The 26,043-nt window shown below is 68.6% G+C and carries 23 protein-coding genes; 12 read left to right on the forward strand and 11 right to left on the reverse strand.

The genetic code is table 11. The annotated features are described in order from the left end of the window. The 6 genes from ACGFIF_RS35320 to ACGFIF_RS35345 are packed head-to-tail and all read right to left on the reverse strand — an operon-like array spanning nt 1 to nt 5,440. Complete coding sequence (locus ACGFIF_RS35320; protein ID WP_393160445.1) at nt 1-957, reverse strand: LLM class F420-dependent oxidoreductase; 957 nt, start codon at nt 955-957, stop codon at nt 1-3. Beyond that, entirely contained in the window at nt 957-1,700 is a 744-nt protein-coding gene (locus ACGFIF_RS35325; RefSeq protein ID WP_393160446.1) for an SDR family oxidoreductase, read from the reverse strand. Before ACGFIF_RS35325 ends, ACGFIF_RS35320 begins: the two co-directional genes overlap by 1 nt. Before the next feature lie 8 nt (nt 1,701-1,708). Continuing rightward, nucleotides 1,709-2,377, reverse strand: a complete 669-nt coding sequence (locus ACGFIF_RS35330) for a histidine phosphatase family protein (RefSeq protein WP_393160447.1) — start codon at nt 2,375-2,377, stop codon at nt 1,709-1,711. Further along, nucleotides 2,378-3,424, reverse strand: a complete 1,047-nt coding sequence (locus tag ACGFIF_RS35335) for a phosphotransferase family protein (RefSeq protein WP_393160449.1) — start codon at nt 3,422-3,424, stop codon at nt 2,378-2,380. Further along, the gene (locus ACGFIF_RS35340; RefSeq protein ID WP_393160451.1) at nt 3,417-4,202 is read right to left on the reverse strand and encodes an SDR family NAD(P)-dependent oxidoreductase; all 786 of its coding nucleotides are present in this window, start codon (nt 4,200-4,202) and stop codon (nt 3,417-3,419) included. Before ACGFIF_RS35340 ends, ACGFIF_RS35335 begins: the two co-directional genes overlap by 8 nt. Further along, nucleotides 4,199-5,440, reverse strand: coding sequence for an acyl-CoA dehydrogenase family protein (locus ACGFIF_RS35345; RefSeq protein WP_393160453.1), 1,242 nt, complete (start codon nt 5,438-5,440; stop codon nt 4,199-4,201). Before ACGFIF_RS35345 ends, ACGFIF_RS35340 begins: the two co-directional genes overlap by 4 nt. A 56-nt stretch (nt 5,441-5,496) precedes the next feature. Between ACGFIF_RS35345 and ACGFIF_RS35350 the strand changes: the two genes are divergently transcribed. Further along, complete coding sequence (locus ACGFIF_RS35350; RefSeq protein WP_393160455.1) at nt 5,497-6,087, forward strand: TetR/AcrR family transcriptional regulator; 591 nt, start codon at nt 5,497-5,499, stop codon at nt 6,085-6,087. Nucleotides 6,088-6,167: 80 nt separating this feature from the next. On the opposite strand, the gene ACGFIF_RS35355 is transcribed toward ACGFIF_RS35350, so the two are convergent. Beyond that, nucleotides 6,168-7,181, reverse strand: coding sequence for a LacI family DNA-binding transcriptional regulator (locus ACGFIF_RS35355; protein ID WP_393160457.1), 1,014 nt, complete (start codon nt 7,179-7,181; stop codon nt 6,168-6,170). Between the two features lie 121 nt (nt 7,182-7,302). Here ACGFIF_RS35355 and ACGFIF_RS35360 point away from each other — a divergent pair, with 121 nt between their 5' ends. Beyond that, nucleotides 7,303-9,207: a glycoside hydrolase family 30 beta sandwich domain-containing protein gene (locus ACGFIF_RS35360; protein ID WP_393160459.1), complete on the forward strand. Its 1,905-nt coding sequence runs from the start codon at nt 7,303-7,305 to the stop codon at nt 9,205-9,207. Nucleotide 9,208: 1 nt separating this feature from the next. On the opposite strand, the gene ACGFIF_RS35365 is transcribed toward ACGFIF_RS35360, so the two are convergent. Beyond that, nucleotides 9,209-10,609 carry an alkaline phosphatase D family protein gene (locus tag ACGFIF_RS35365; RefSeq protein ID WP_393160461.1) on the reverse strand — a complete coding sequence of 467 codons (1,401 nt, stop codon included), beginning with the start codon at nt 10,607-10,609 and terminating at the stop codon, nt 9,209-9,211. Nucleotides 10,610-10,911: 302 nt separating this feature from the next. Here ACGFIF_RS35365 and ACGFIF_RS35370 point away from each other — a divergent pair, with 302 nt between their 5' ends. Then, entirely contained in the window at nt 10,912-11,373 is a 462-nt protein-coding gene (locus ACGFIF_RS35370; RefSeq protein ID WP_393160463.1) for a GNAT family N-acetyltransferase, read from the forward strand. Here the strand turns inward: ACGFIF_RS35370 and ACGFIF_RS35375 are convergent. Together ACGFIF_RS35375 and ACGFIF_RS35380 are read right to left on the reverse strand one after the other, a co-directional pair. After that, nucleotides 11,370-12,806: an ATP-binding protein gene (locus ACGFIF_RS35375; RefSeq protein WP_393160465.1), complete on the reverse strand. Its 1,437-nt coding sequence runs from the start codon at nt 12,804-12,806 to the stop codon at nt 11,370-11,372. The two genes, ACGFIF_RS35370 and ACGFIF_RS35375, sit on opposite strands and share 4 nt — an antisense overlap. Before the next feature lie 100 nt (nt 12,807-12,906). Beyond that, nucleotides 12,907-13,527: a hypothetical protein gene (locus ACGFIF_RS35380; RefSeq protein ID WP_393160467.1), complete on the reverse strand. Its 621-nt coding sequence runs from the start codon at nt 13,525-13,527 to the stop codon at nt 12,907-12,909. A gap of 41 nt (nt 13,528-13,568) precedes the next feature. Between ACGFIF_RS35380 and ACGFIF_RS35385 the strand changes: the two genes are divergently transcribed. Then, nucleotides 13,569-14,348: an aminotransferase class IV gene (locus ACGFIF_RS35385; RefSeq protein ID WP_393160469.1), complete on the forward strand. Its 780-nt coding sequence runs from the start codon at nt 13,569-13,571 to the stop codon at nt 14,346-14,348. On the opposite strand, the gene ACGFIF_RS35390 is transcribed toward ACGFIF_RS35385, so the two are convergent. Continuing rightward, nucleotides 14,345-15,805, reverse strand: coding sequence for a CCA tRNA nucleotidyltransferase (locus ACGFIF_RS35390; protein WP_393160471.1), 1,461 nt, complete (start codon nt 15,803-15,805; stop codon nt 14,345-14,347). The two genes, ACGFIF_RS35385 and ACGFIF_RS35390, sit on opposite strands and share 4 nt — an antisense overlap. A gap of 24 nt (nt 15,806-15,829) precedes the next feature. On the opposite strand from ACGFIF_RS35390, the gene ACGFIF_RS35395 reads away from it, so the two are divergent. From ACGFIF_RS35395 to ACGFIF_RS35430, 8 genes are all read left to right on the forward strand, one after another. Further along, on the forward strand, nt 15,830-18,169 hold the full coding sequence (locus tag ACGFIF_RS35395; RefSeq protein WP_393160473.1) for a DUF6049 family protein: 2,340 nt from the start codon (nt 15,830-15,832) through the stop codon (nt 18,167-18,169). Then, nucleotides 18,162-19,808: a murein biosynthesis integral membrane protein MurJ gene (gene murJ / locus ACGFIF_RS35400; protein ID WP_393160475.1), complete on the forward strand. Its 1,647-nt coding sequence runs from the start codon at nt 18,162-18,164 to the stop codon at nt 19,806-19,808. The genes ACGFIF_RS35395 and murJ overlap by 8 nt, the downstream gene beginning before the upstream one ends. Nucleotides 19,809-20,129: 321 nt before the next feature. Continuing rightward, nucleotides 20,130-21,779 carry a protein kinase family protein gene (locus ACGFIF_RS35405; RefSeq protein ID WP_393160477.1) on the forward strand — a complete coding sequence of 550 codons (1,650 nt, stop codon included), beginning with the start codon at nt 20,130-20,132 and terminating at the stop codon, nt 21,777-21,779. Next, nucleotides 21,776-22,474: an RNA polymerase sigma factor SigM gene (gene sigM / locus ACGFIF_RS35410; RefSeq protein WP_393160479.1), complete on the forward strand. Its 699-nt coding sequence runs from the start codon at nt 21,776-21,778 to the stop codon at nt 22,472-22,474. Before ACGFIF_RS35405 ends, sigM begins: the two co-directional genes overlap by 4 nt. Nucleotides 22,475-22,597: 123 nt before the next feature. Then, a complete protein-coding gene (locus ACGFIF_RS35415) occupies nt 22,598-23,356 on the forward strand; it encodes an anti-sigma factor family protein (protein WP_393160481.1) in 759 nt (252 codons plus the stop codon). A 109-nt stretch (nt 23,357-23,465) separates the two neighbouring features. Further along, nucleotides 23,466-24,452 carry a thioredoxin-disulfide reductase gene (trxB, locus tag ACGFIF_RS35420; protein ID WP_393160483.1) on the forward strand — a complete coding sequence of 329 codons (987 nt, stop codon included), beginning with the start codon at nt 23,466-23,468 and terminating at the stop codon, nt 24,450-24,452. A gap of 29 nt (nt 24,453-24,481) precedes the next feature. Beyond that, nucleotides 24,482-24,811 (forward strand): thioredoxin, encoded by a 330-nt coding sequence (gene trxA / locus ACGFIF_RS35425; RefSeq protein WP_393160485.1) that lies wholly within the window; start codon nt 24,482-24,484, stop codon nt 24,809-24,811. Between the two features lie 60 nt (nt 24,812-24,871). Further along, the gene (locus ACGFIF_RS35430; RefSeq protein ID WP_393160487.1) at nt 24,872-26,011 is read left to right on the forward strand and encodes an N-acetylmuramoyl-L-alanine amidase; all 1,140 of its coding nucleotides are present in this window, start codon (nt 24,872-24,874) and stop codon (nt 26,009-26,011) included. Nucleotides 26,012-26,043 lie beyond the last annotated feature (32 nt).

The following is a 26,043-nucleotide window of genomic DNA, read 5'->3' on the forward strand; positions in this document are numbered from 1 at the left end:
TCAATCCGCGCTCACCGGCGCGAGGGCGCGAGCCGTGTCCAGTAGGTCGGTGCCGGTCGGGAGCGTGGCGATGATCGGGGTGTCCAGGCCGTTGGCGACGTACCGGTTGATGTGTTCGCGGCATTCCGCCGGGGTGCCGTGGACGACGAGGTCGTCGAGGACCTCGACGGGTACGGCGGCCATCGCGGCATTGCGGTCGCCGGCGGCCCAGGCCTCGCGCATCTCCTTCATCGCGGCGCCGCGACCGAGCCAGTCGTGGAAGGCGGCGTACCCGGGGACGGTCAGGTAGGTCGCGATCAGGAAGCGGCCGATGTTGCGGGCCATCTCCGCGTCCTCGGTGACACAGACGAAGATCCGCGCGGCCAGTTCCTTGTCCGGCCCGAGCTCGGCCCGGACCTGCCGTACGTCGTCCGCGGACAGCCAGTTGGTGATCGCACCATCGGCCTCCCGGGCCGCCAACCGCAGCATCTGCGGACGCAAAGCGGCCAGCATGATCGACGGCGGCACATCCGGCGCCTTCTCCAGCCGGAACCGCCGGATGGTGAAGCTGTCGAACTCCCCGTCCACCTTCTCCCCGGCGAAGGCCTGCCGCAGGAATCTGAGGACGTCGCGGGTCCGGGCCAGCGGCGGGTCGTACGCGATCCCGTTCCACCCGGTCACGATCGTCTCCGACGACGCGCCGATCCCGAGCACGAACCGCCCCGGCGCGAGATCGGCCAGCGCCGCCGCGCTCATCGCCAGCGCGGCCGGCCCTCGCGTGTGCACCGGTACGACGGCCGTCCCCAAGCGAAGCCGCTCGTCCCACTCGGACGCGAGGACCAACGGAGTGAAGGCATCCGCGCCGGCCACCTCGGCCGACCACAGATCCGTGTAGCCGAGCGCGGCCAGCTCGGCGATCAGCGGCCGGTGGTCCCGCAGCGGTACCCCGGTCAGTGGAACAGTCAGGCCCCAGCGCATCAGATCATCCTCTTCAGCAGCGGTAGCGGTGCGAACCGCATCACCCGGGCGAGCGGGCTCCACGGCCAGGACGGAACATACGCCTTCGCCTTCTCGGCCTCGATCGCGGCCACGATCGCGCGGACGCCGGGAACGGTGTCGACGATCAGCGGGGTGTTCGCGACGTGCTCGTTCATCTCGGACCGGATGTACCCGGGGAAGATCGTGCTGACCGTGATCGGCTTGTTCAGCAACTCCAGCCGGAGGCCCTCGGCCAACGACGCCAGCCCGGCCTTGGTCGCGGCGTACGTCGTCACCGTCTTCGGCAGCCCGCGCAGCGCGGAGATGGAGGCGATGAAGACGAGGTGGCCGGCGTTCCGAGCCCGGAACAGCTCCAGGGCGGCCTCGGCCTGAGCGAGCGCGCCGACGAAGTTCGTCATCGCGGTCTGCAGGTTCGCGTCGAAGCGGCCGGTCCCGAGCGGCGCACCCTTGCCGAGACCGGCGTTCACGATGATCCGGTCCAGGGTCAGCTCGGCATCGGCCTTGCGGAAGACCTCGAAGACCTGCTCATGGTCGTTCACGTCGAGGCTGTGGACAACGACCGTGATGCCCTGATGCCGCTCGGTGAGTTCCGCGCGCAACTCCTGCAGACGGTCCTCGCGTCGAGCGGTCAGCACCAGGTTGTGGCCCTTCGCGGCGAACTGCCGGGCCATCTCCGCACCCAGCCCTGCACTCGCGCCGGTGATCAGGATGTTGCGTCGCATCACTGTCCCTATCTGTAGGAGAGCAATTCGGTGCCGTCGAGGTGTGCGTGCTCGTTGTAGCTGACCACGGTCAGCCCGCTGCGACCGGACACGACCTTCGTGATCGCAGTGTTGACCGTGACCGGGTTCAGCCGCGACCACAGGCCGTCGCCACCGGAGATGAGCCGGCTCACCACCGCCGCGATCGGCCCACCCGAGGTGAACACCACGGCCGTCTCACCCTTGCCCAGGCGCTCCGCAGTACGACGCACCGCGGCCTCGGATCGCTCGCAGAAGTCCGTGAAGCTCTCCGTGTAACCGTCACCACCGAGTGCCCAGCGTTCGGTCGCGGCGGTGAACATCTGCTGGAAGGCGCGACCGGGATGGCCGGTCCGGGCGAGGTCGGCCAGCATCACAGCGCGCCGGCGATAGGCGGGTTTGTGGGCAACGATGATCTCTTCGTGGTTGAACTCGTCGAACCCCTTGTCCACTTCTGCAGGGAAATCGGCGAGCGCCAGCGCGGCGGTCTGCGCATGCCGTCGCATCGAGCCGGACATCACCAGCTGCGGTGTCACCCCACGCGCAACCAGCGCCTCCCCGAGCCGCACAGCCTGCTGTTCGCCCTGCGGCGAGAGCCGGTCGTAGTCACTCTTGCCGAACGACGCCTGCGCGTGCCGGATCAGGTAGATGGTCGGCATTCAGCCCCTCATGATCCGGCGGCAGCGCCGCTCGAGCAGATTGACCGGGACCCAGAACCCCTTGAACCGCGGATTGCGGGTCTGCTTGTGGTGGTAGCGGTAGTAGATCTGCTGCGCGATCACGGCCAGGCGGAAGAGACCGAACACCTCGTAGAAGGCCCAGTTCTCCGGCTTCAGTCCCGACCGCTCGGCGTAGTACTGCACGATCTCGTCCCGCGTGATCATGCCCGGCGCATCGGACGGCTGCAGGCGGAAGCGGCGGAAGGCCCAGTCGTCGTCGGCCTGCACCCAGTAGGCGAGGGCGCCGCCGAGGTCCATCAACGGGTCGCCGAGGGTCGCCAGCTCCCAGTCGAGTACACCGACCACCTTCAGCGGATCATCCGGTGCGAGGACGACGTTGTCGAGGCGGAAGTCGTTGTGGATGACGCAGGTCCGGACGTCCTTGGGCTGGTTGGCGGCGAGCCAGGCCATCACACGCTCGTAGCTCGGCACGTTCCACGTCTTGGCCTTGCGGTAGCGGGCGCTCCAGCCGGTGACCTGGCGCTCGACGTACCCCTCGCCGCGGCCGAGGTCGGTGAGACCGGCCTGCGCGGCGTCGACCTGGTGGAGGTCGACGAGAGTGTCGATCAGGGTGAAGCACAGCTGCCGGGTCTGCTCGGGCGTGAGGTCGACGCCGAGTTCCGAGTGGCCCGGGATGGTGCCGACGATCCGCTCCATCACATAGAACTCGGAGCCGATCACCGAGGTGTCCTTGCAATGGGCAACCATCTCGGGCACGTACGGGAACACCGGTTTCAGGCTCGCCTGGATCCGGTACTCGCGAGCCATGTCGTGGGCGCCCTTGGCCTTCGTCCCGGCCGGCGGTCGGCGCAGAATCAGGTCATGGCCGTCGTACCGGAGCAGGTAGGTCAGGTTGGACGCACCGCCGGAGAACTGCTTGACCTCCGGCAACCCGGCCGGCAGCTCGGTCTGCTGCCGGAGCCAGCTGTCCACCACCGGCACGTCGAACGCGTCCTCCTCGCGGACCGCCCGCGCGCCATCACCCATTGCCGGACTCGGCACGCTCCCGTGCCCGGGCGGCGATCTTGCGCATCTGCCGGTCGTACAGCGGACGGGCGAACCGTTTGGTCCGCCACGCCATCAGGGCCGGCCGGTCCGGGATGATCAGGAACTGCTTCTTCTTGATCCCCGCGATCACCCCGGCCGCGATGTCCTCGGCCGAGCGCGGCGACTTCTCGATCAGCTGCCGCGCGGTCGCACCCATCGCGGTGTCGTCACCCTGGATCGAGTCGCCGAGATTGGTCCGGAAGAACGACGGGCAGACCACCGAGACCGTCACGTCGTACGGATGCAGCTCGTGCGACAGCGTCTCCGAGAGCGCGACGACACCGGCCTTGACCGTGTTGTACGAGCTCATCATCGGCGGATGCACGAGCCCGGCCGCGGAGGCGGTGTTGACGAGGTGGCCGGACCGCTGCCGCTTGAACACCGGCGTGAACGCACGGCAACCGCGGACCACACCCATCAGGTTGATGTCGACGACGCGGTCCCACTCGTCCAGCGACTCGACGTCGATCCGGCCGCCGGTGGCGATCCCGGCGTTGTTGATCAGGATGTCGAGTCCGCCCCAGTTCTGCTCACACCACTCGACCGCCTTCGCCCAGTCCTCCGGGCTGCGGACATCGAGTTTCAGGTACGACGCCCCGTCGTCGGGACCGTCGACCGACACATCGGTGCTGAGCACCTGGTGGCCTTCGGCAACGAACTGGGCGACCAGCGCGGCGCCTAGTCCACTGGCACCACCGGTGACGAGGACACGACTCACTTGGCCTCCTGATACTGCGCCAGATAAGGAGCCAGCTCCAGCTTGGCGACCACATTACGGTGCACCTCGTCGGGCCCGTCCGCCAGCCGCAGCGCCCGCGCACTCGTCCACGCGGCCGCGAGCGGGAAGTCGTCCGACATGCCACCGCCGCCGTGCAACTGGATCGCCATGTCGATCACGTCCTGCGCCATCCGCGGTACGGCGACCTTGATCTGGCTGACCTCGCTCAACGCACCGGCCAGCCCCTTGGTGTCCAGCAGGTACGCCGTCTGGAGCACGAGCAGCCGGGCCTGGTTGATCGCGATCCGGGCGTCCGCGATCCGCTCGCGGTTGCCGCCGAGGTTCACCAGCGGCTTGCCGAACGCGGTCCGCTTGGTCCCGCGCTCCAGCGCAAGCTCGAGCGACCTCTCGGCCAAACCGATCAGCCGCATGCAGTGGTGCACCCGTCCCGGGCCGAGGCGGCCCTGCGCGATCTCGAAGGCGCGGCCGAGCCCGACCAGGATGTTGCTCGCCGGCACGCGGACGTCGGTGAACGACACCTCGCCGTGGCCGTGCGGCGCGTCGTACTGATGCATCGTGGGGAGCAGGCGCTCCACCTTCACGCCGGGGGTGTCGCGCGGGACCAGCACCATCGTGTGGCGCGCGTACCGATGCGCGTCGGGGTCGGTGCGGCCCATGAAGATCAGCAGCTCGCAGTCGGGGTGACCGACACCGGTGCTCCACCACTTGCGGCCGTTGATGACGACGTCGTCGCCGTCGAGGATCGCGGTCGCGGCCATGTTCGTCGCGTCCGAGGAGGCGACGTCCGGCTCGGTCATGCAGAACGCGGACCGGATCGCGCCGTCGAGCAGCGGTTCCAGCCACTGCTTCTTCTGCTCGGGAGTGCCGTACCGGAGCAGGACCTCCATGTTGCCGGTGTCGGGTGCGTTGCAGTTGAACACGTACGGCGCCAGGAACGAGCGGCCGGTGAGTTCGGCGATCGGGGCGTAGTCCAGGTTCGACAGGCCGTCGCCGTACTGTTCGTTTCCTGGCTCGGCCAACGGGAGGAAGAGATTCCAGAGTCCTTGAGCGCGGGCCTTCGCCTGCAGATCCTTGACGACGGGCTGCGGCTGCCACGGGTCGGCGGCGGTCCGGGTCGCGGCGTGCAGCTCCGCCTCGACCGGCTCGATCTCGGTCCGGATGAACTCCCCGACCCGGGCGACGAGGTCACTCGCGCGGGCCGAATGTTCGAACTCCATCAGACTCCCCTCGGTTGCCTTGACCGTAGCGCAGCGTCTAAGCAATGCTCAATAGCGTGAGTCAGCAGCGTTGGACAGCGGATGATCGCCGCAAACAACTGGTCCGAATCGGCCTGATGATGCTGCGGACCCAGCCGATCCACGAACTGTCGATCGACGCGGTCGCGGGTCAGGCGGGGATCTCCCGCGGCCTGCTGTTCCACTACTTCCCGAGCAAGCGGGACTACTACGTCGCGGTCATCTCGGCCGCCGGCCGCCGGCTGCTGCGGGTCACCAAGCCGGACGAGTCACTGGCGCCGCCGGAGCAGTTGCGGCAGATGCTGTTGGCCTTCGTCGCGTTCATCACCCGGCGGCGGGCTGCCTACATCTCCTTCGTCCGCGGCGCGGCCGGCGGCGACGACTACGTGGTCGAGGTGTACGCCGAAACCCGCGCCGGCCTGGCCACCCGCGTCCTGAACCTGATCGGCTCCTCCGACGTGGCCGACCAGCCGGCCTCTCCCGAGCGGATGACGGTCCACGCGTGGCTCGCGTACATCGAGGACCTCGCCATCGAATGGTCCGGGCTCCCGGAGAAGGTCCGCCCCACCACCGACGAGGAACTCGTCGACCACGCCATCGCCGCCCTCGAGGCACTGCGCAAGCTGTAACCCAAGACCACCTCTCCACCCCTCCCAAGCACCTCGCACCCGCGCTGCGCGCGGGTGCGAGGTGTTGTTTCAGGGCGTCATCAACGGCGCGCAGCGGAGCTTGTTGAACCGCGGACGACCAGCTCTGTGGCCAGTTCGACGTGGAGGGCTTCGAGTTCGTGGCGGTCCAGGAGGCGGACCAACAAGCTGACTGCCATCCGGCCCATCTCCTGGAGGGGCTGGCGGACTGTGGTGAGTTGCGGGGTGGTGGCGCGGCTGAGGTCGATGTCATCGAAGCCGGCTATCGACAAATCGCCAGGAATGGAGAGGCCGCGGTCGGCGGCTGCCTGCATGGCGCCGAGGGCGATCTTGTCGTTGAAGGCAACCAAGGCGGTCGGCCGCTGGTCGAGCAGTTCGGCCGCAGCTCGGTAGCCGTGCGCGGTGGTCGGCTCGACGTGCCGCACGAGGGTGGGATCCGGCAGGATGCCGACGTCTGCGAGTGCGGCCGAGTGACCGCTCAACCGGGCATCGGCGGCGAGCCATTCGCGTGGGCCCGCGATGACGCCGATGCGGGTGTGACCGAGTGAGGTGAGATGGGCGGTCACCTGCCGGGCGCCGGAGTGATGCGCCGCCGAGACCGACGCGATGTCGCGTGGCAGCGTGGTCCGCGGATCGACCACGACGAACGGGAACCTTCGGGAGCTGAGCCGAACCAGGTCCTCGCTTGGTTCCGGCGGCAGGATCAGGATCGCGCCGCCGACCTCGCGCTGGGCAGGCAATCGCGACAGCACCTGCTCACGCTGCGCAGCCTCGCCCGCGTTGAGGATCACCTGGCGGCCGTGCCGGTTCAGCGTCTCCGCGATCGACGACACGATCAGGCCGAAGTAGTCGGTCAGCACGTACGGGCAACGGACGTAGACGGCTCCGGCGACGGGCTTCGCCGTACCGCCGCGAGGGCTCGGTGCGCGCAACCCCAGCTCCTCGACCGCGCGCTCGACCAGCTGCCGGGTCTCCGGTGCCACGCTGCCCTGCTGGTTGAGCACCCGGGAGACGGTCGCGATCGACACCCCGGTCGCCGCTGCCACCTCGCGGACGGTCGCTCTCATCCTAGGCATTTGTTACATCTCGTTGTTTCACGCTCAGCACTCTACGGCAGCGCTCCGACTCCTTGACAGAGGTGACGGACAAGCGTTTTCTGAGGTCGTTTGTTGCAGTCGTGTTTCATTGAGGAGTGCGATGAGAACACCGGCAATCGGAATCGCCCTGGCACTGACCGTGGCCTCGCTCACCGGTCCTACTGCTCAGGCCCATCCCTCGACGACGCAGGTGCGCGTCTGGGTGACGACGCCCGACCGGGCCGAGTTGTTGCACGAACGGGCGCCGGTCACCTTCCAGCGCGGAGCGAGTGACCGTACGACGATCACGGTCGACCCACGGACGTCGTACCAGAGTGTCGACGGCTTCGGTGCCTCGATCACCGACTCGTCGGCGAACGTGCTGTACCAGCTCAGCCCGGCCGACCGGGAGAAGACGCTGCGGTCCCTGTTCGATCCGGAGCAGGGCATCGGGGTCAGCTTCCTGCGCCAACCGGTCGGCTCGTCCGACTTCACCGCCGAGGCCGAGCACTACACGTACGACGACGTACCGGCCGGGCAGACCGACTTCGGGCTGGAGCACTTCAGCATCGCGCACGACCAGCAGCAGATCCTCCCGCTGCTGCGCCGCGCCAAGCAGCTCAACCCGGCGGTCAAGGTGATGGCGACACCGTGGAGCCCGCCGGCCTGGATGAAGACCGGCGACTCACTGGTCGGCGGCCGGCTCAAGGACGACCCGGCCGTGTACGACGCCTACGCGCGCTACCTGGTGAAGTTCGTGCAGGCGTACACCAAGGCCGGTGTGCCGATCGACTTCCTCTCGATCCAGAACGAGCCGCAGAACCGCAAGCCGAGCGCCTACCCGGGCACGGACGTGCCGGTCCGCCAGGAAGCCGCGGTGATCTCGGCCCTCGGCCCCAAGCTGCGTGCTGTAAGCCCCCGGACCAAGATCCTCGGCTACGACCACAACTGGACCACGCACCCCGCCGACATCGCGTCCACCCCGCCCGGCGAGGACCCGGAGACGGACTACCCGTACAAACTCCTCAGCTCCCCGGCCGCGCAGTGGATCGCGGGTACGGCGTACCACTGCTACTCCGGCGACGCGTCGGAGCAGACCGCGTTGCAGAAGGCGTTTCCGTCGAAGGGCATCTGGTTCACCGAGTGCTCCGGTTCGCACGGGCCGGACGACACCCCGCCGCAGGTCTTCCGCGGCACCCTCACCTGGCACGCCCGCAACCTGATGATCGGGACCACCCGCAACTGGGCGAAGTCGGTGGTGAACTGGAACATCGCACTCGACTCGACTGGCGGCCCACACCTCGGCGGCTGTGACACCTGCACCGGCCTGGTCACGCTGCAACCGGACGGAACGGTCAGCACGGACGCCGAGTACTACACGATCGGCCACCTGTCGAAGTTCGTGAAGCCGGGTGCTGTCCGGATCGGGAGTACGTCGTACGGCACGACCGGGTGGAACGGTCAGTTGATGTCCGTTGCCTTCCGCAACCCGGATGGCTCAACGGCGCTCGTCGTACACAACGAGAACGACGACCCGCGATCGTTCGCGGTGGCGGTCGGCGACCGGAGCTTCGAGTACGAGCTGCCGGGCGGTGCGGTCGCGACGTACACCTGGGACCGGCTGTCGGCGGACGTGCCGCAGGCGGTCTCGTTGGAGGGCGCGACGGCGACGGCATCCGTGAACGATGCGGAGGCCGGCCTGGCGATCGATGCTGACGGATCGACCGTCTGGCAGAGCAAGCAGGCGCAGGCCCCCGGTCAGTGGCTGCAGGTAGACCTGGGGTCGGCGCGTCACTTCCGCGAGCTCGCGCTCGACAGCGGCGGTCAGCTCGGCGACTACGCCGCGACCTGGCAAGTTGCCACGAGCAACGATGGCGTGCACTGGTCGGCGCCGGTGGCCGGTCGGTCGACGGGACAACTCACGACGGTAGAACTCCGTCCCACCAAAGCCAGGTTCGTCAGGGTGACCTCGACGGCGACCAGCGCCAACTGGTGGAGCCTCGCCGATCTGCGGTTGTACCGGTGATTCAGCCGACCTCGATCCGGGAGCTGCCGCGGGCCGTCCGGGCCCGGTAGCTGGTCGTCACCGGGGCGTCGGGGCGGAGCTTGTCCACCGCGCGGTAGGACAGCTTCGCCTCGTCGCCGGTCACCTCGAGTACGCCGTACCCGTGCTGCCTCATGTCGATCAGCTTCAGATGCGGGTTGTACTGCAGCCGCTTCTGCTCCTCGGTGCGAGCGCCGGCGGACCCTTTGAGGTCGCCGGTGTTGGTGGAGGAGACCGACGGTACGACGAACTCCACGCCGGACCGCTTGGTGCCGGCCGGGTTGCCGGGGCTGCCCGGGGCGAAGCCGGTGTTCCACAGTTCGCCGGCGAACGTGTCGTGGTCGTCGCCGGTGACGACCACCAGGTCGGACACCCGGTCGGCCGCGAGCGACAACAGTTCCGTGCGCTCGGCGCCGTACCCGTCCCAGGTGTCCATGAAGGCACGCTCACCGGCGGCTCCGGTGACCATGCCCATCATCATGTTCGGGTTCGCGAGCACCTTCCATCGCGCGCCCGAGCTGCGCAGGCCGTTCTCCAGCCAGGTCTTCTGCGCCGGGCCGAGCATGCTCCGGCCGGGGACGTCGGCCGCCTCGCAGACGATACTGCCAGCGTCGTCACAGGGCTGGTCGTCCTTGTACTGACGGTTGTCGATGGCAAACAACTCGACGGTCCGGCCGAGCCGGAGTGACCGGTACGTCCGGGTCAGGTCACCGGCGTACCGCGGCACCGGCATCCGCTCGAACCAGGTGTGCCAGGCGGCACTGCGCTTCTCCTTGAAGAACAGTTCGGGCAGCGTCCAGTTGTCCTTGCTGTAGTTGTTGCGGAACTCGTGGTCGTCCCACAGCGGCAGGAAAGCGTGCTGCGCGTGCATCGCCCGGAGGTCGGCGTCGCTGCGGTAGAACGTGTACTTCGCCCGCATCGTCGGCAGGATCTGGGGATAGAGGTTCAGGTCGATCCCGCGGACGCCGGGCACGGTCGCCTCGTACACGTAGTCGCCGAGGCACACGACCAGGTCGAGATCCTCCTGCGCGAGATGGCGGTGGGTGGCGTAGTACCCCTCGGTGAAGCCCTGGCAGGTGAAGAAGCCAATCCGGACCGGCTCGTTCGAGTCCGCCGGACGCAAGGTCTGGAACCGGCCGATCGGGGAGGCCGTGTCCTTGCCGCGGAATTGGTAGAAGTACTCCGCTCCCGGCGCGAGCCCGGCCGCCTGGAAGTGGACGCAGCCGTCCGACTGCTTGGCCGCGATCACCGTCTCGACGATCTCCGGGCTGGTGAGGTCGCGGTTCTTCGAGACGACGACGGCCAGTTCGGCGTCGCCCTCGAAGACGCCGCGCGGCACCCGGGTCCACAGCGTCGCGCCGTCGGTCCGCGGTACGCCGGCCATGATCCCTTCCGGGAACGTCGCGCCGGTGACGAGTGTGGACGATGCGTCGGCGGCCCGCGGCGTAGTACCGGCGTACCCGCGTGGGCCTGCACAGGGACGGCAGCCGCCGCGCCGACTGCTCCGAAGGTGCCGAGAAGGGTTCTCCGAGTCAGACTCATGACGGAAATACTGAGCGGTAATGATGAATTGCGGAAGAGCTCAGTGCGACCAGTTGGTTGCGGTGGGTTGCCTCACTGCTGTCGAGAACCCTGGAGAGAAAGACGAAACAGGAGCGTCATGCCAGATTGCTACCGTCTGGAAGCATGACACTGGAGCTGATCGAGGGAGTGGAACTGCGCGCGGTTCCCGGCACCGACCCCGCTGTGGTGGCGCTGACCACCGCCCAACAGGCCGAGCTCGGCGCGATGTACGGCGAGGACCAGCCGCTGGTCGCGCTGCACCCGGACATCTCCTTCACCCTTCTCCTCCTCGAGGGCACCCCGGTCGGCTGCGTCGGCCTGCAGCCCGTCTCCCCCGGCGTCGGCGAGATCAAGCGCATGTACGTCGACCCGTCGTCGCGCGGCTGGGGTCTGTCCCGCATCCTCCTGACCGCCGTCGAGTCCCAGGCCCGCGCCACCGGCCTGACCCGCCTCCGCCTCGAAACCGGCACCCTCCAGGTAGAAGCCATCGCCCTCTACACCAACCACGGCTACCTCCCCACCCCGCCATACCCACCCTTCGAAAACGAAGCCGCCTCCCTCTGCTTCGCCAAGGATCTGGCCTAGGGACCGACCGCGTACAGGTCGTCGAGGCCAACCGTCAGAACGGCCGGATCGATGTCAGGCTCGAAGCCGGCCCCGCTGTAACAGGCGAGGATCGTCTCCGAGGTGTCGTAGTCCCGCGAGAGCAACTGCCGCGCCCGCTCCAGCCGTTCGACATGGCGTCGGCCCATCACCTCGCCCCACTTCACTTCCCCCAAGGACAAGATCTTGCGCCGCTGCCCAGGAACCGTGGGTGCGAGCACGACGACGTCGACCTCGATCTGGCTCTGCCTGCTGTGATCCGGCACCACCCCGGCACCGATATGCCCGGGTAGCTCGGTGAAGGTACCTGCCGGCGCCGCGAGGGCGAAGTCCCGGCAGAGTTGCTCGAAATGCGGTCCGACGACCTGTGAGGAGAACCGTGCTCGAGCCGCCTCCCATACATTCGGTGCCCGACCGCTTTCCAGCAATCCCCACTGCGGCCGCATCACCACTTGGTAGAACACGACCAGCGGTTCGGCCACTTGATAGATCGAGCGACGGGAGCGGAAGACATCCTGCTGGCGTCGTAGCAGGCCACTGTCCTCGAGCACCGTGAGGTGGTGACCGATGTCGGTCGATTTCCGGCCCACGTAGTTCGCGATGCCGCCTCTCGTACTGTTGCCTGCAGCAACTGCCGCGAGCACGGAGTGGTACAGGGCGCTGTCCCGGACCTCCATCTCCTCCTCGAGCAGGTACCGCGCCTCACGAAAGAGCGGATTGACCGGACTCAACACAGTTCGCAGAACCCACTCGTCGAAGTTCTCGACGGAGGCGGGGATGTCATTGTCAACGAAGCGCCGGTACGCCGGAGTCCCGCCGGCCACCGCGTGGACGAGTACGGCCAACCGTGGATCCGCCAGTTCCCAGAACCTGGCGGCGAGTCGATAGTCGAACGGGCGGACGACCATCTCCAGGCTCGCCCGACCACGTAGCGGGGCACTGCCTGACAGCAGCCCGCCCATCACCGACATCGCTGATCCGCACAGCAGCAGGTTGGTTCGGCGGCCGGCGGAAGCGGCTTGATCGATCTCCCGCTGCAGAATCGACGGCAGGGCGGGCGAAACCTTGCTCAGGTATGGGAATTCGTCGATCACGAAGGGCCCACTGGACGGGTCGATCGAGAACAGAAACCGGATCGCGTCGTCCCAGGTGTCGAAGCGAGGCGGCGACGGCGAGCCGAGATGTGTCCCTACCGCGGCGGCGAACAGCGCGAGAGATTCGGTCTCGGTCGCCTCGGTCGCGCCGAAGTACATTCCGCCGGTCTGTTCGGCCAACGCCTGCACCAGATACGTCTTGCCCTGTCGCCGCCGACCACTGACGACACCCAATCGAGGCTGGTCCGTGGTCCGGCTCGCGAACCGGACCAGATGACCCCACTCCTCGTCACGTGCGAAAATACGCTCAGGCTTCCGCATGTTTGATAACTGTACTTATTATAAGTGTGATTCTCAAACTTGTCTCTCTCGCGAGAAGGCGTCCGCGGAGTGTGTCTCCCGACCGGGCCTTGGGCTGTCCTCAGCCCTTCGGCAGGTCGAGGACGAGGGCGTCGCCGGAGGGGTGGAAGCCGAGTTTGGTGAGGTAGGGGGCGGAGTCGCGCATGCGGGGTGGGGCGAGGACCTGGTGGAAGCCGTGGTCGGTGAAGACATCGCTGCGGCGGTAGACGAATTCGCCGGGGGTGAAGTCGCGGTACTTGGGCAGGACGTAGTCGAGGTCGATCTGGGCGCGGCCGTCGCCGGCGTCGTGGGCGAGGACGACACCGACGGTGCGGTCGCCGTGCTGGACCAGGAAGGCGTACGGGCTGTCGTTCGCGGCGAAGCCGGGGTTGAAGCGGCTGATGTCCTTGTGATGTGACGCGAGCACGTGGCCGAGGTACGCGTCGTCGCCGTTGACCTGCAGCACCTCGTACTCGGCCTGGTCGTGCCGGTGCCGGAGCAGCCGCCAGAGGTGGACCACGTTGATGACGCCCAGGACGGCGTTCATCCCGACCATCGGCCAGACCCCGATCGCGAGGTTGAAGCCGACCAGGATCACGCAACCGACCAGGTTCAGCACGCGCAGTCGCAGGATGCGGGTCTGCAGCAGTGACAGCACCACCAGCGCGGAGCCGCCCCACCCGATGATGCTCAAGACGTCCACAGCGCGAGGGTAGACCAGAACGGGCAGGCCAGACTGGGACCGTGAACGAGTCGCTACTGCTGAACGGCGTACCTCTGCGAACCATCGACCCTGGGTTGCTCAGAGCAATGAGCTACGGGCACTTCACCTCGATGCAGGTCCGGGACGGGCTGGTCGACGGTCTCGACCTGCACTTCGACCGCCTCGACCGCAGTTCCCGGGAGGTCTTCGGCCGTCCCGTGTCCGCCGACCGTGTCCGCACCTATCTACTAACCGCCCTCGACCACGCCGGCTCCGGCGACGTCTCGATCCGCGTCAACGCGTTCGGCTCCGACGACGCCGAGCCCAACTTGCTGATCCGCGTCAGCCCACCGATCGATCCCGGCGTACGACCGCTGCGACTGCTCGCCTTCCAGCACGAGCGGGCCGTCCCGCATCTCAAGCACACCGGCACCTTCGACCTCGTGTACTACGGCCGGCAGGCCGAACTCGAGGGGTACGACGACGCCCTCTTCCACACCGCGACCGGTGAGATCTCCGAAGCGTCGATCTGGAACATCTGCTTCGCCCGCGGCACCACGATCGTCTTCCCGTCCGCCCCGGTCCTCCCCGGCATCCGGCAACTGACCCTCCAGCGCGGTCTCGACGCCTACACCACAACCCCGGTCCAGCTGACCGACCTCGGGACGTACGACGCCGCCTACCTGACCAACTCCATCGACCCCGCACTCCCCGTCGCGGCGATCACCACCGGCATCGGCACCACGACGTACGACGCGCAGCCGCCGTCGACCGACGTGATCGCGAAGGCCTACGCATCCGTGCCCGCGCAGGAGATCTAGGCGCGCTCGGACCACCAGCGGAGCAGTTCCTCGCGGGCCTGGTCCTCGCCCAGCGGGCCTTGGTCGAGCCGGAGCTCCATCAGGAACTTGTAGGCCTGACCCACCTCGCGGCCCGGCGGGATGCCGAGGATCTGCATGATCTGGTTGCCGTCCAGATCGGGGCGCAGGGCATCGAGTTCCTCTTGTTCCTTCAGCCGCTCGATCCGGGCCTCGAGGTCGTCGTACGCGGACCGGAGCGCGTCGGCCTTGCGCTTGTTGCGGGTGGTGCAGTCGGCGCGGGTCAGCACGTGCAGGCGGTCGAGCTGATCGCCGGCGTCGCGGACATAGCGCCGGACGGCGGAATCGGTCCACTCGCCGGTGCCGTAGCCGTGGAACCGCAGGTGCAGTTCGATCAGCTTGCCGACCTGGTCGATCTGCTCGTTGCTGAACCGGAGCGCCTTCATCCGCTTCCGGGCCAGTTTGGCGCCGACCACGTCGTGGTGGTGGAACGTCACCTTGCCGGCACCCTCGAACCGCCGGGTCTTCGGTTTGCCGATGTCGTGGATCAGCGATGCGAACCGAACGACGAAGTCCGGCGTCGGAACAGACAGACGCGATTCCAGATCGATGGCCTGATCGAGGACGGTGAGTGAGTGCTCGTACACATCCTTGTGCCGGTGGTGCTCGTCCCGCTCGAGCCGGAGCGCGGGCAGTTCGGGCAGCACGTGCTCGGCGAGCCCGGTGGACACCAGCAGGTCCAGGCCGATCCTCGGGTGATCGGAGCAGACCAGCTTGATCAGCTCGTCGCGGACCCGCTCGGCCGACACGATCGTGATCCGTTCGGCCATCGCGGTCATCGCCGCCACCACGGCGGGATCCGGGGTGAACCCGAGCTGCGCGGCGAACCGGGCCGCCCGCATCATCCGCAGCGGGTCGTCGGAGAACGAGTCCTCCGGTCGGCCCGGCGTCCGGATCGTCCGGGCGGCGACGTCCGCGATCCCGCCGTACGGGTCGACGAACGTGCGGGCCGGCAGCCGGACCGCCATCGCGTTCATCGCGAAGTCGCGCCGGGCCAGGTCGCCCTCGAGGCTGTCGCCGTACGAGACCTCCGGTTTGCGCGAGGTGGGATCGTAGGACTCCGACCTGTACGTCGTGATCTCCAGAATCCACTCACCCTTGCGACAACCGATCGTGCCGAAGGCCTTACCGATGTCCCAGACGTGGTCCGCCCAGCCGGACAGCAACCGCTCGATCACATCGGGGTGCGCTGAGGTGGCGAAGTCCAGGTCCTTGCTCCCCCGGCCGAGGAGAATGTCCCGGACGGGACCCCCGACCAGCGCGATCTCGTGCCCGGCGCCGGCGAAGCGGGCACCGAGCTCATCGACCACGGGAGCGATCTGCAGCAGCGCCTGGACCGCCCGCTGCTGGACGGCGGACAACGATCCGGCGGAGGCTGCCTGGTCGGCGAATGGTGACACGGGAAACTAGGTTACGGTGACGGCGTGTTGAGACGGCGACTGAGGCTCTCCGCTGCGGCGGTTGCGGGCCTGTTGATCGCTGCGTCGGCAGCGGTTCTCGGGACGGCGCCGACGTCCGCGGCGCCGGTGGAGGACCCGGTCGTCGAGGTCACCATCGACTCGTTCGGCCCGGTCGCGCCGAAGCCGGGCGACTCCGTCCAGATCACCGGCCGGGTCACGAACACCAGCGACACGACGTTCCGGGACCCGCAGGCGCTGGCGTGTATCGACCGCAAGCGCCTGGTCACCAATGCCGACATCGCCGCCGTCTCCACCGAGCAAGACGTGCCGATGAGCGAGCGGGACAGCTGCAAGCGGCTGACCACGTTCGAGTCCGGCACGTTCCAGCAGTTCGGAGCCCCGCTGGCGCCCAAGGCGTCGGTGCAGTTCACCCTGACCGTTCCCTGGAACGAGTGGCAGATCAGGAAGGACACCGGCGCGTACGTGGTCGGCGTCCAGTTCCGCGGACAGCCGGACGGGGAGAACACGGACCGGGTCACCGCCGGCCGTGCCCGCACCCTGATGCCCGTGATCGGCGCCCAGCCGCTGACCCGCAAGGTGAACACCGCACTCGTCATCCCGTTGCGCCATCGGCCGACCCAGCTGGGCGGGCAGAGGTTCGCGAACGACTCGCTGGCCCAGTCGATGGCGCCCAACGGTCCGCTCGGCCGGCTGCTCGCGCTCGGCAAGACCCGCAAGGTCACCTGGCTCGTCGATCCCGCGATGCTCGACGAGGCGCGCAAGATCGAGGACGGGTACGTCGTCGTCGGCGACGACAACCAGACGACACCGGGCACCGGGCAGAAGGTCGTCGCCGCCTGGCTGCGGGAGTTCGACGTCAGCCGTGCCGGCGGCGCCCAAGTCGTCCTGCTCCCGTACGCCGATCCGGACGTGGCGAGCCTGATCGACGCCAGCGACCCGTTGAGCAAGGACCCGGTGAGCAAGATCGTCGGTGACGCCCGGGCGGCCAGCGAGGGCTACAACCTGGGCCTCGGTTCCACCGTCCCGGCCACCTTCAAGACCAACGGGCTGTGGCTGGAGAACGGCGCGGCCCGGAGCCGCTACCTGGCCGCGGCCTCGTCCGGCTTCCGCGGTTCGACCGACCAGGACCTGAACCTGGTCGGCAGCTCGTCCTGGGTGACCGGCGAACGGCCGACCCTGAGCCCGTCACCGGTCTACAACGTGCTCACCCCGGAAGGACCGAAGACCGCGGTCCGCACCGTCATCGCGAACTCGGCCCTCACCACCGGCGGTCCGGACCCTGGCACCGCCGAGAATCCGCTGCAGGTCCGGCAGCGCTTCGCCGCCGAGACCGCCCTGCTGGCGACCGGCGGCACGACGCCCGTGTCGGTCGTCGCGCTGCCGCCGCGGGGCTGGGACGCCGAGGGCAGCGCGACCGCGGCGATCGCCGGCGAGCTGGAGCTGCTGCCGTGGATCGCGCCCACCGACGTCAACCAGATCGTCACGGCCACACCGAGGCCGCTGACCACCAAGGCACCCAACGCACCCCGGTCGAACCCCGCGCTCACCAGCGGTCAGGTCGACGCCGTCAAGCAGCTCAACGACGCCACCCTGACCTACCGCAACCTGCTGGACGTGCCGGAGAACATGGACGAGAACATCGAGCGCGCGCTGCTGCGCTCCGCGTCCAACAGTTGGCGCGGGTTCGCCGATGAGGCACAGAAGTTCACCGCGATCGAGACCGGATCGGTGAACCAGCAGCTGGCCAAGGTGTCCCTGGTCAACTCGAGTGTCGGACAGGGCCAGCACCGGGTGATCAAGGTGAACCTGGCCGGCAGCAAGGGCACCTTCCCGCTGACCATCTCGAACGAGCTGGACCAGTCGATCCGGGTCGGCATCGTGGTGACCCCGGCGAACCGGACCGACCTGCGGATCAAGCCGCTGCAGACGAAGGTGCTGCCGCCGCGGGGGAAGGCGACGTACCTGATCGAGGCGAGTGCGGAGCAGAACGGTCTGATCAGGGCGAACGCCCAGGTGATCACCGCCTCGGGCCGTCCGGTCGGCCGTTCCCAGGATCTGGTGATCGAGGCCGCGCAGTACGGCAGTGTCGGCTGGATCCTGGTCGGCGCGGCCTGCGCGCTGCTCTTCGGTACGTCGTTCGTCCGCATCTATCGCCGGATCCGGACCGAGCGGCGTAGCCCGGCACCGGCCGAGCCGGCCACCGACCCGCTGCACCCCGCGCCGATCGACCCGGAGCCCGGTACCGGCCCCGTGAACTCGGCTGCGACCGGCGTACCGGAATCCGTCCCCGATGCGCCGGTGGACGCGTCCCTGAAAGAAGGAGTCGGTTCGAAGGATGGCTGACCGCACCCTGCGATCCGCGGCGGTGATGGCAGCCGGAACGGTGCTGTCCCGCCTGCTCGGATTCGTCCGGATCGCCCTGCTCGCGGCCGCCATCGGTACCGCGCTGCGCGGCGACATCTTCACCGCCGCGAACACCATCCCGAACAGTCTGTACATCCTGCTGGCCGGCGGCGTGTTCAACACCGTGCTGGTGCCGCAGCTGGTCCGGGCGATCAAGAACCACGACGACGGCGGCCAGGACTTCACCAACCGTCTGCTGACCTTCGGCTTCGTCGTGCTGGCGGTCGTGACGGTCGGGTGCGTGCTGCTGGCACCCGCGATCGCGGGGCTGTACACGCCGGAGGAGCTGAAGGACCCGTCCCGGGCATCCGAGCGGGCGTCGCTGGTGATGTTCGTCCGGTTGTGCCTACCGCAGATCTTCTTCTACGGCGCCTTCGTGCTGGTCGGCCAGGTGCTGAACGCGCGGCGCCGGTTCGGCCCGATGATGTGGGCGCCGATCGCGAACAATGTCGTCGCGTGCGCGTCGATCGTGGTGTTCTTGCTGGTCTACCGCACCGGCGACCCGCCGGCCACCTACAGCCATGGTGAGGAGCTGCTGCTAGGACTCGGGCACACACTCGGAATCGCCGTACAGCTGCTGGTGCTGCTCCCGTACCTGAGGGCGAGCGGGCATACGTACAGGCCCAAGTTCGGTCTGCGTGGCACCGGCCTCGGTCACACCGCGAGGCTGGGTATCTGGACCGTGCTGTTCGTCGCGGTCAACCAGGTAACCCTGGTGGTCGTCACGCGGCTCGCCATCGCCGGTAGTGCGTCGGACGAGGCCGGCGCGAAGGCGGGTCTGTTCGCGTACAGCACGGCGATGCTGATCGTCCTGGTGCCGCACGGCATCGTGACTGTCTCGCTCGCGACGGCCGCGCTGCCCCAGATGTCGGCGTTCGCGGCCGACGGAGACGTCACCGAGGTGTCTCGGCTCGCGGCCCGGTCGATCCGGCAGACGCTGGCGATCGTCGTACCGGCGGCCGCCGCGATGATCGCGTTCGCCTATCCGATCGTCACGGTGATCGCCGGCTACGGCTCCGGTAAGAACAACCTGACGCTGATGGCGTACACGCTGATGACGCTGGCGCTCGGCCTCGTGCCGTTCACCGTGCAGTACTTCCAGCTGCGCACGTTCTACGCGTTCGAGGACACTCGCACACCGTTTTTCCTGCAGTGTGTGATCGCGGCGACCAACATCGCGGCCGCCGTGATCGGGGTCCGGGTGCTGCTGGACGCGGAGCACCTCCGGTTCAGCGGTGTCGTGCTGGGTGCGGCGTACGCGCTGGCGTACCTGGTCGCCGTACTGCTGTCCCGGTCGGTTCTGCGGCGCAAGGTCCCCCGGGTGCACGGCGCGGGGATCGGGCTGCCGATGCTCGCGATGGTGATCGCCGCGGTGGTCGCGGTCGCCGTCGCCCGGGGTGCGCTCTGGCTCCTGGACCTGGCCGTCGACTGGTCCGGACCGGTCGGCGCCCTGCTCCAACTCGCGGTCGCGGCAGCCGTGATGCTGCCCGTGTACGCCGGGATCGCGCGGGTACTCCGGATCCACGAGGTCAACGACGTGGTGTCGATGGTCACATCGAAACTCCCTGGCCGCCGCTGAACCGATCGGCTTGTGCACTCGTGCACCACCTGTCCGGTCAGGAGGGCACTAGTGCCTCGTCAAGGAACGTTGGTGCCTCTAGCGGTGGCCCAGTCGTTCGATGGCAAGGCGGAGGAGGAGAGCAATGCGGAGCATTGCGCGACGACGACAACGCCGCCAGCGGGCGTCTGGACCGCCGCTAGAGGTGCCGAACGTTTCTTGACGAGGCACTAGCATGGGGGCTGCGATCGGGCCGCCGACTGATCGCACCGGACCCCCGCCGACCGGGTCCGGAGCGCCAGACGCAGGCCGACCAGTGCATCGAGGAGGGCGAGAGACACCGTGTCGAACCAGACCGTCAGTCCTGGTGCCCTGCTCGCCGGCCGCTACCGGATCGCCGAGTTACTCGCGGAGATCGACGGTGCGCGGGTGTGGCGAGCAGTGGACGAGGTGCTCAGCCGGGCCGTCGTCGTGGATGTCCTGCCGGTCGGCGACCCGCGGACGAACCTCCTGTTCGACGCCGCCCGGCGCGCTGCCGCAGCGGCCGACCCCCGCTTCCTCCGCGTGCTCGACTGCGACATGCACGATGGCGTCACGTACTGCGTCCGCGAATGGGCCGGTGGCCGCCCGCTCGAGCGGATGCTCAGCAGCGGCCCGCTCACCGGGCAGCAGGCCGGCTGGCTGGCCCGCGAGGTGTCCGAAGCGCTGGAGAACCTGCACCGCACCGGCCTCGCCCACGGCTCCATCAGTCCGGCCACCGTCGTCGTCACCGACGCCGGAGCGATCAAGGTCGTCGGCCTCGCCACCGAGGCGGCGCTGCGCTCGACCGGCCCGGGTTCGCCCGAGCATGACGTCCGCGCGCTCGGTGAACTGCTTTACGCCTCGCTGACCGGCCGGTGGCCCGGCCCGGCTCCGGCGTGGGGGCTGCAGCCCGCTCCGGTGGAGCACGGCCGGCTCCTGAGCCCGCGTCAGGTGCGCGCCGGCGTGCCGCGCTCGCTGGACGACATCAGCGACCGGCTGCTCAGCAACCCGCCGCGCCACCACGCACCGCCGATCACGAGCGCGGCCGGTCTGTCCGCCGCCCTGTCCGGGGTTGTCGGCAGCTCGCACGAGCCGCCGAGCCAGATGGACGAGACTGTCGCGATCGCCCGGCAGAACGGCAGCGTCGACGACGCCACCCAGATCGTCCCGCCGACGCCACCGCCCGCGCTCGACCCGACGCCCCCGGCGTACCAGTCGAACGGGCAGGAGCACTCGGCGTACTCCACTGCGGCCGAGACACGTCCGGTCCGCCGCCAGGCGCCACCGCCGCCGAACGGCAACGGCCACCGCCGCCGGCCCGACGAGCCGAAGCCGAAGGGCTCGTGGGGCGGCCGGATCCTGATCCTGCTCGCCGTCCTGGCCCTGCTGTCGGTGATCGCGATGGCCCAGTTCCTGCTCAAGGGCGCGATGAACAGCGACCAGGGCACCGACGATGCCGGCGGCGACAAGACCGCCCCGCAGACCAGTACGACGCCGTCGGCCACCGGTGGGCCGGCCAAGATCGTCGGCGCCAAGAGCTTCGACCCGCCGCCGGGCGACGGCCAGGAGCACCCCGAGGACGTGGGCAACACCTACGACGGCAAGCCGAGTACGACCTGGACGACGATGTCGTACCGGAACAAGCCGAACCTCGGCGGGCTGAAGGACGGCGTCGGGATCGTCTACGACCTCGGCGCACCGACCACTGTGTCCAAGGTGGCGGTGGCCCTCAGGGGTGACGGCACCAGCCTGCAGGTGATGGTGCCGAAGGATGACACGAGCAAGTCCCCGACCACGACCAGCGGCTGGACCGCGGTCGCGACGGAGGAGGAGCAGCCCGAAGGCACGGCGACGCTGACGCTGTCGAAGCCGACCGAGACGCGGTACGTGATGGTCTGGCTGACCGAGCTGCCGAAGGAAAGCGGCAGCAAGTACCGGGGCGAGATCTCGGAGGTCACGATCCAGAAATGACCTCGTCGGATATCACTCGGATCGGCGCGGCTGACCCCGTTGCCCTGCCTGCGGAGCATGCTGGGCCGGTGAGCTACGACCAGATGGACGACCACGAGCTGCTCCGGCTGCACGTGGCCGGCAACCCGGACACGTTCGGGATCCTGGTCCGGCGGCACCGGGACCGGATGTGGGCGGTCGCGATCCGGACCCTGGGTGAGCCGGAGGAGGCCGCCGACGCCCTGCAGGAGGCGTTCATCTCGGCGTTCCGCCGGGCCGACTCGTTCCGCGGTGACGCCAAGGTGACCACCTGGCTGCACCGGATCGTGGTGAACGCCTGCCTGGACCGGATCCGCCGCCGCCAGGTCCGCGCCGCCGACCCGTTGCCGGAGGACGAGGATCGCGCCGCCGAGCTGGCCGGTCCGTCCGAGGACGACCCGGCCGAGATCCGCGAACGCCGGTTGGACGTGCTGAACGCGCTCAAGCAGATCAACGAGGATCAGCGCAGCGCACTCGTCCTGGTCGACATGGAGGGCTACTCGATCGAGGAAGCGGCCGCCATCCTGGGCTGTGCGCCGGGTACGGTGAAGAGCCGCTGCGCCCGTGGCCGGGCCCGGTTGCTGCCCCTGCTCCGGCACTGGCAGACGACCCGGGGTGGTTCCGAGGAGGCCGACGTACCGGCGAAAACCGCGGCGGAAGCGGTGGGAACCGAATGAGTGGGTACCCCGTCGAAGCGAAGTCGCCTACCTGCGACCTGACCTTCATGCCTCGACCCGGAGTACTCCGATGACCACTCTGCGCCCGATCCCGGGCACCTCCTGTGAGGGGGCGAGTTCCCGATGACCGATTCCGGTCTGCCGACCAGTGAGCACCTCGAGCACCTGGACACGGACACGATCGCCGACCTGATCGAGAACCTGCTGCCCGCACCCGAGGCGCATCGCGCTCGTGAACACGTGAAGGCATGCCCCGAGTGTCAGCAGACGTTCGACGCGCTGACACAACTGTCCGAGGACCTCGCCGAGGAGGGCCGGGCGGACATTCCGATGCCGGCCGACATCGCCGAGCACCTCGACCAGGTCATCGTGTCGGAGTCCGTGCTGCGCGCGTCCACCGTGGGTGTGCACTCGCTGGTCCAGATCCGCGACCAGCCGCACCGGCACCTGCCGAAGCTGCTCAGCGCGGCCGCGGCGGTCGTGGTGGTGGCGGGGATCGGCGTCGGTGTGGTCATCGCCACCAAGGACCAGGCCGCCGACAGCTCGGCCGGGATCGGTCCGTCCGTCCTGCCGAGCGGCATCCCGTCGCTGTCGGCCAAGGACGTCGGCCCGGACGCTCAGCAGTGGCTGGAGAGCACCAACGGACCGTTGCTGAACGGCTCCGACGCGGAGAAGTCCTGCGCTCGCGCCTTCGCCTCCGGGCGGCCGAACCCGGTGGTCCGGCTGGTGCAGCCGGCCAAGGTCGACGGCAAGCGGGCGGTGCTGATCGGGCTCCAGGGCGGCTCACCCCGGGACATCCAGATCTTCGCGGTCACCGGGTGTAGCGACGGCCGCGCAGCCTCCCCGTTCTACGACACGAATATCACCCTGCGCAATCGCTGAGACGCCGCTGCTCTGTCCCGGCCTGGCGGTGGGTACCGTGGGAATGGTCGGCCTCTAGGATCCGTTGAGTACGACGTACCAATGTCTCGACGACACGAGGAACGCCTGCATGAGCGACTCCACAGTCCGTAACGTCATCATCGTCGGCTCCGGCCCGGCCGGTTACACGGCTGCCGTGTACGCCGCGCGCGCCAGCCTCGAGCCGCTCGTGTTCGAGGGATCCGTCACCGCCGGCGGCGCACTGATGACCACGACCGAGGTCGAGAACTTCCCCGGCTTCTCGCAGGGCATCATGGGCCCGGCGCTGATGGACGAGATGCGCACCCAGGCCGAGCGCTTCGGCGCCGAGCTGGTGGCGGACGACATCGTCGCGATGGACCTGACCGGCGAGATCAAGTCGGTCACCGACTCCGCCGGCACCGAGCACAAGGCCAAGACGGTGATCCTGGCGATGGGCTCCGGCTACCGCAAGCTCGGCCTGCCGAACGAGGACCGGATGTCCGGCCACGGCGTGTCCTGGTGTGCGACCTGTGACGGGTTCTTCTTCCGTGAGCAGGAGATCGCGGTGGTCGGCGGCGGCGACTCGGCCGTCGAGGAGGCCACCTTCCTGACCCGGTTCGCGAAGAAGGTCACGCTGGTGCACCGCCGCGACGAGCTGCGGGCGTCGAAGATCATGGCCGACCGCGCGTTCGCGAACGACAAGATCGAGTTCGCCTGGAACTCCGAGGTCGCCGCGATCCAGGGCGACGACAAGCTGACCGGCGTCGTACTGCGGGACACCGAGACCGGTGAGACCCGGGAGCTGCCGCTGACCGGCCTGTTCATCGCGATCGGGCACGACCCGCGGTCGGAGCTGATCAAGGGTCAGGTGCGCCTGGACGAGGAGGGCTACGTCCTGGTCCGCGAGGACAGCACCGAGACCAACCTGCCCGGCGTCTTCGCCGCCGGCGACCTGGTGGACCACACCTACCGGCAGGCGATCACCGCCGCCGGTACCGGCTGTGCGGCCGCCCTGGACGCCGAGCGCTTCCTGGCCACCCTCGAGCACGAGGCGACCGCGGCCGCCGCCGCGGCCACCGAGCCTGTCACCGTCTGAACCTGCCAACCACTGAAGGAGATACGCCCGTGGGCGAGAAGATGAAGGCCGTCACCGACGCCGAGTTCGACCAGACCGTGCTGAAGAGCGACAAGCCCGTACTGGTGGACTTCTGGGCCGAGTGGTGTGGGCCGTGCCGCCAGGTCTCCCCGATCCTCGAGGAGCTGAACCAGGACCACGGCGACAAGCTCACCTTCCTGAAGATGAATGTCGACGAGAACCCGGTCACCCCGAGCAACTACCGTGTTACGGGTATCCCTACCATCAACGTCTACGTGAACGGTGAACTGGCCAAGTCCATCGTCGGCGCGAAGCCGAAGGCGGCGCTGCTGAAGGAGCTGGCCGCCTTCACGGAGTAGGACCGCACGTCCTGACTGAGGTTTGGACCATCCGTCCGCCACACGGCAAGGAGCAGTTTGATGGCTGGCACCCCGTTCAGCGGCCCGCACGGCGTGTACCGGATCGGCGACACCGGTGAGGCAGTCGCCGAGATCATCGGCAAACTCCAGCGGCTCGGCCTGCTGGCGGGCGGTCACGACGTCTACGACGAAGCGACCGCGCACGCTGTCCGGGGATTCCAGCAGCAACGCGGGCTGATGATCGACGGGATCGTCGGCCCGCAGACCTATCGGGCGATCGACGACGCCCGCTGGCGGCTGGGCGACCGACTGCTGACGTACGTCGTCTCGCACCCGCTGACCGGGGACGACGTTCTCGCGCTGCAGGCGAAATTGCAGGAGCTCGGCTTCGCGGTGGCCCGGATCGACGGCATCTTCGGTGCGGACACCCAGCGCGCGGTGACCGAGTTCCAGCGGAACATGGGCCTGCCGGCCGACGGCACCTGCGGCCCGTCCACTTTCAAGGCGTTGCAGCGGATCAAGCCGATGGCGACCGGCGGTCGCCCGGACGCGTTGCGTGCTTCCGAGCAGGTTCGCGCCGCGGGGCCGCGACTGTCGGGCAAGACCGTGGTGATCGACCCGGGTCACGGCGGCTTCGACTACGGCTGGGAGGGTTTCGGCCTGCGCGAGTCCGATATCGCGTACGACCTGGCCGCCCGGATCGAGGGTCGGCTGGGCGCGACCGGCGTACGGGCGTATCTGTCGCGCGGACGGGACCAGGGGCCGGACGAGCTGGCCCGGGCCGCGTTCGCGAACGAGACGGACGCCAACCTCTGTGTGTCGCTGCACACCGACGGGTCGATGAATCCGGAGGCGCAGGGTGTCGCGACGTACTTCTACGGCAACGATCTGCACGGTGCGTCGTCCAGCGTGGGCGAGCAGTTCGCTGGGCTGGTGCAGCGCGAGATCGTGGCGCGGACCGACCTGCTGAACTGCCGGACGCACGCCAAGACCTGGGATCTGCTGCGGCGGACCAAGATGCCCGCGGTCCGGCTGGAGATCGGGTACGTCACCAACCCGCACGACTCGGCCCGCCTGGCCGATCCGGCGTTCCGTGACGTGGTCGCCGAGGCGATCGTGGTCGCGATCCAGCGTGTCTACCTCCCGCCGGACCAGGACGCGGCCACCGGCATGCTCCGCTTCGGCCAACTGACTGTCTGAACAACAGACGTGTGCCCTGGCAGGTGTCCAAC

The sequence above is a fragment of the Kribbella sp. NPDC049174 genome (assembly GCF_043197365.1).
Taxonomy (GTDB): domain Bacteria; phylum Actinomycetota; class Actinomycetes; order Propionibacteriales; family Kribbellaceae; genus Kribbella.

Excerpts from the sequence above, each read along its gene's own strand:
- ACGFIF_RS35320 (WP_393160445.1), bottom strand. The coding sequence starts at position 957 with ATGCGCTGGGGCCTGACTGTTCCACTGACCGGGGTACCGCTGCGGGAC.
- ACGFIF_RS35325 (WP_393160446.1), bottom strand. The coding sequence starts at position 1,700 with ATGCGACGCAACATCCTGATCACCGGCGCGAGTGCAGGGCTGGGTGCG.
- ACGFIF_RS35330 (WP_393160447.1), bottom strand. The coding sequence starts at position 2,377 with ATGCCGACCATCTACCTGATCCGGCACGCGCAGGCGTCGTTCGGCAAG.
- ACGFIF_RS35335 (WP_393160449.1), bottom strand. The coding sequence starts at position 3,424 with ATGGGTGATGGCGCGCGGGCGGTCCGCGAGGAGGACGCGTTCGACGTG.
- ACGFIF_RS35345 (WP_393160453.1), bottom strand. The coding sequence starts at position 5,440 with ATGGAGTTCGAACATTCGGCCCGCGCGAGTGACCTCGTCGCCCGGGTC.
- ACGFIF_RS35355 (WP_393160457.1), bottom strand. The coding sequence starts at position 7,181 with ATGCCTAGGATGAGAGCGACCGTCCGCGAGGTGGCAGCGGCGACCGGG.
- ACGFIF_RS35360 (WP_393160459.1), top strand. The coding sequence starts at position 7,303 with ATGAGAACACCGGCAATCGGAATCGCCCTGGCACTGACCGTGGCCTCG.
- ACGFIF_RS35365 (WP_393160461.1), bottom strand. The coding sequence starts at position 10,609 with ATGGCCGGCGTACCGCGGACCGACGGCGCGACGCTGTGGACCCGGGTG.
- ACGFIF_RS35370 (WP_393160463.1), top strand. The coding sequence starts at position 10,912 with ATGACACTGGAGCTGATCGAGGGAGTGGAACTGCGCGCGGTTCCCGGC.
- ACGFIF_RS35375 (WP_393160465.1), bottom strand. The coding sequence starts at position 12,806 with ATGCGGAAGCCTGAGCGTATTTTCGCACGTGACGAGGAGTGGGGTCAT.
- murJ (WP_393160475.1), top strand. The coding sequence starts at position 18,162 with ATGGCTGACCGCACCCTGCGATCCGCGGCGGTGATGGCAGCCGGAACG.
- sigM (WP_393160479.1), top strand. The coding sequence starts at position 21,776 with ATGACCTCGTCGGATATCACTCGGATCGGCGCGGCTGACCCCGTTGCC.
- ACGFIF_RS35415 (WP_393160481.1), top strand. The coding sequence starts at position 22,598 with ATGACCGATTCCGGTCTGCCGACCAGTGAGCACCTCGAGCACCTGGAC.
- trxB (WP_393160483.1), top strand. The coding sequence starts at position 23,466 with ATGAGCGACTCCACAGTCCGTAACGTCATCATCGTCGGCTCCGGCCCG.
- ACGFIF_RS35430 (WP_393160487.1), top strand. The coding sequence starts at position 24,872 with ATGGCTGGCACCCCGTTCAGCGGCCCGCACGGCGTGTACCGGATCGGC.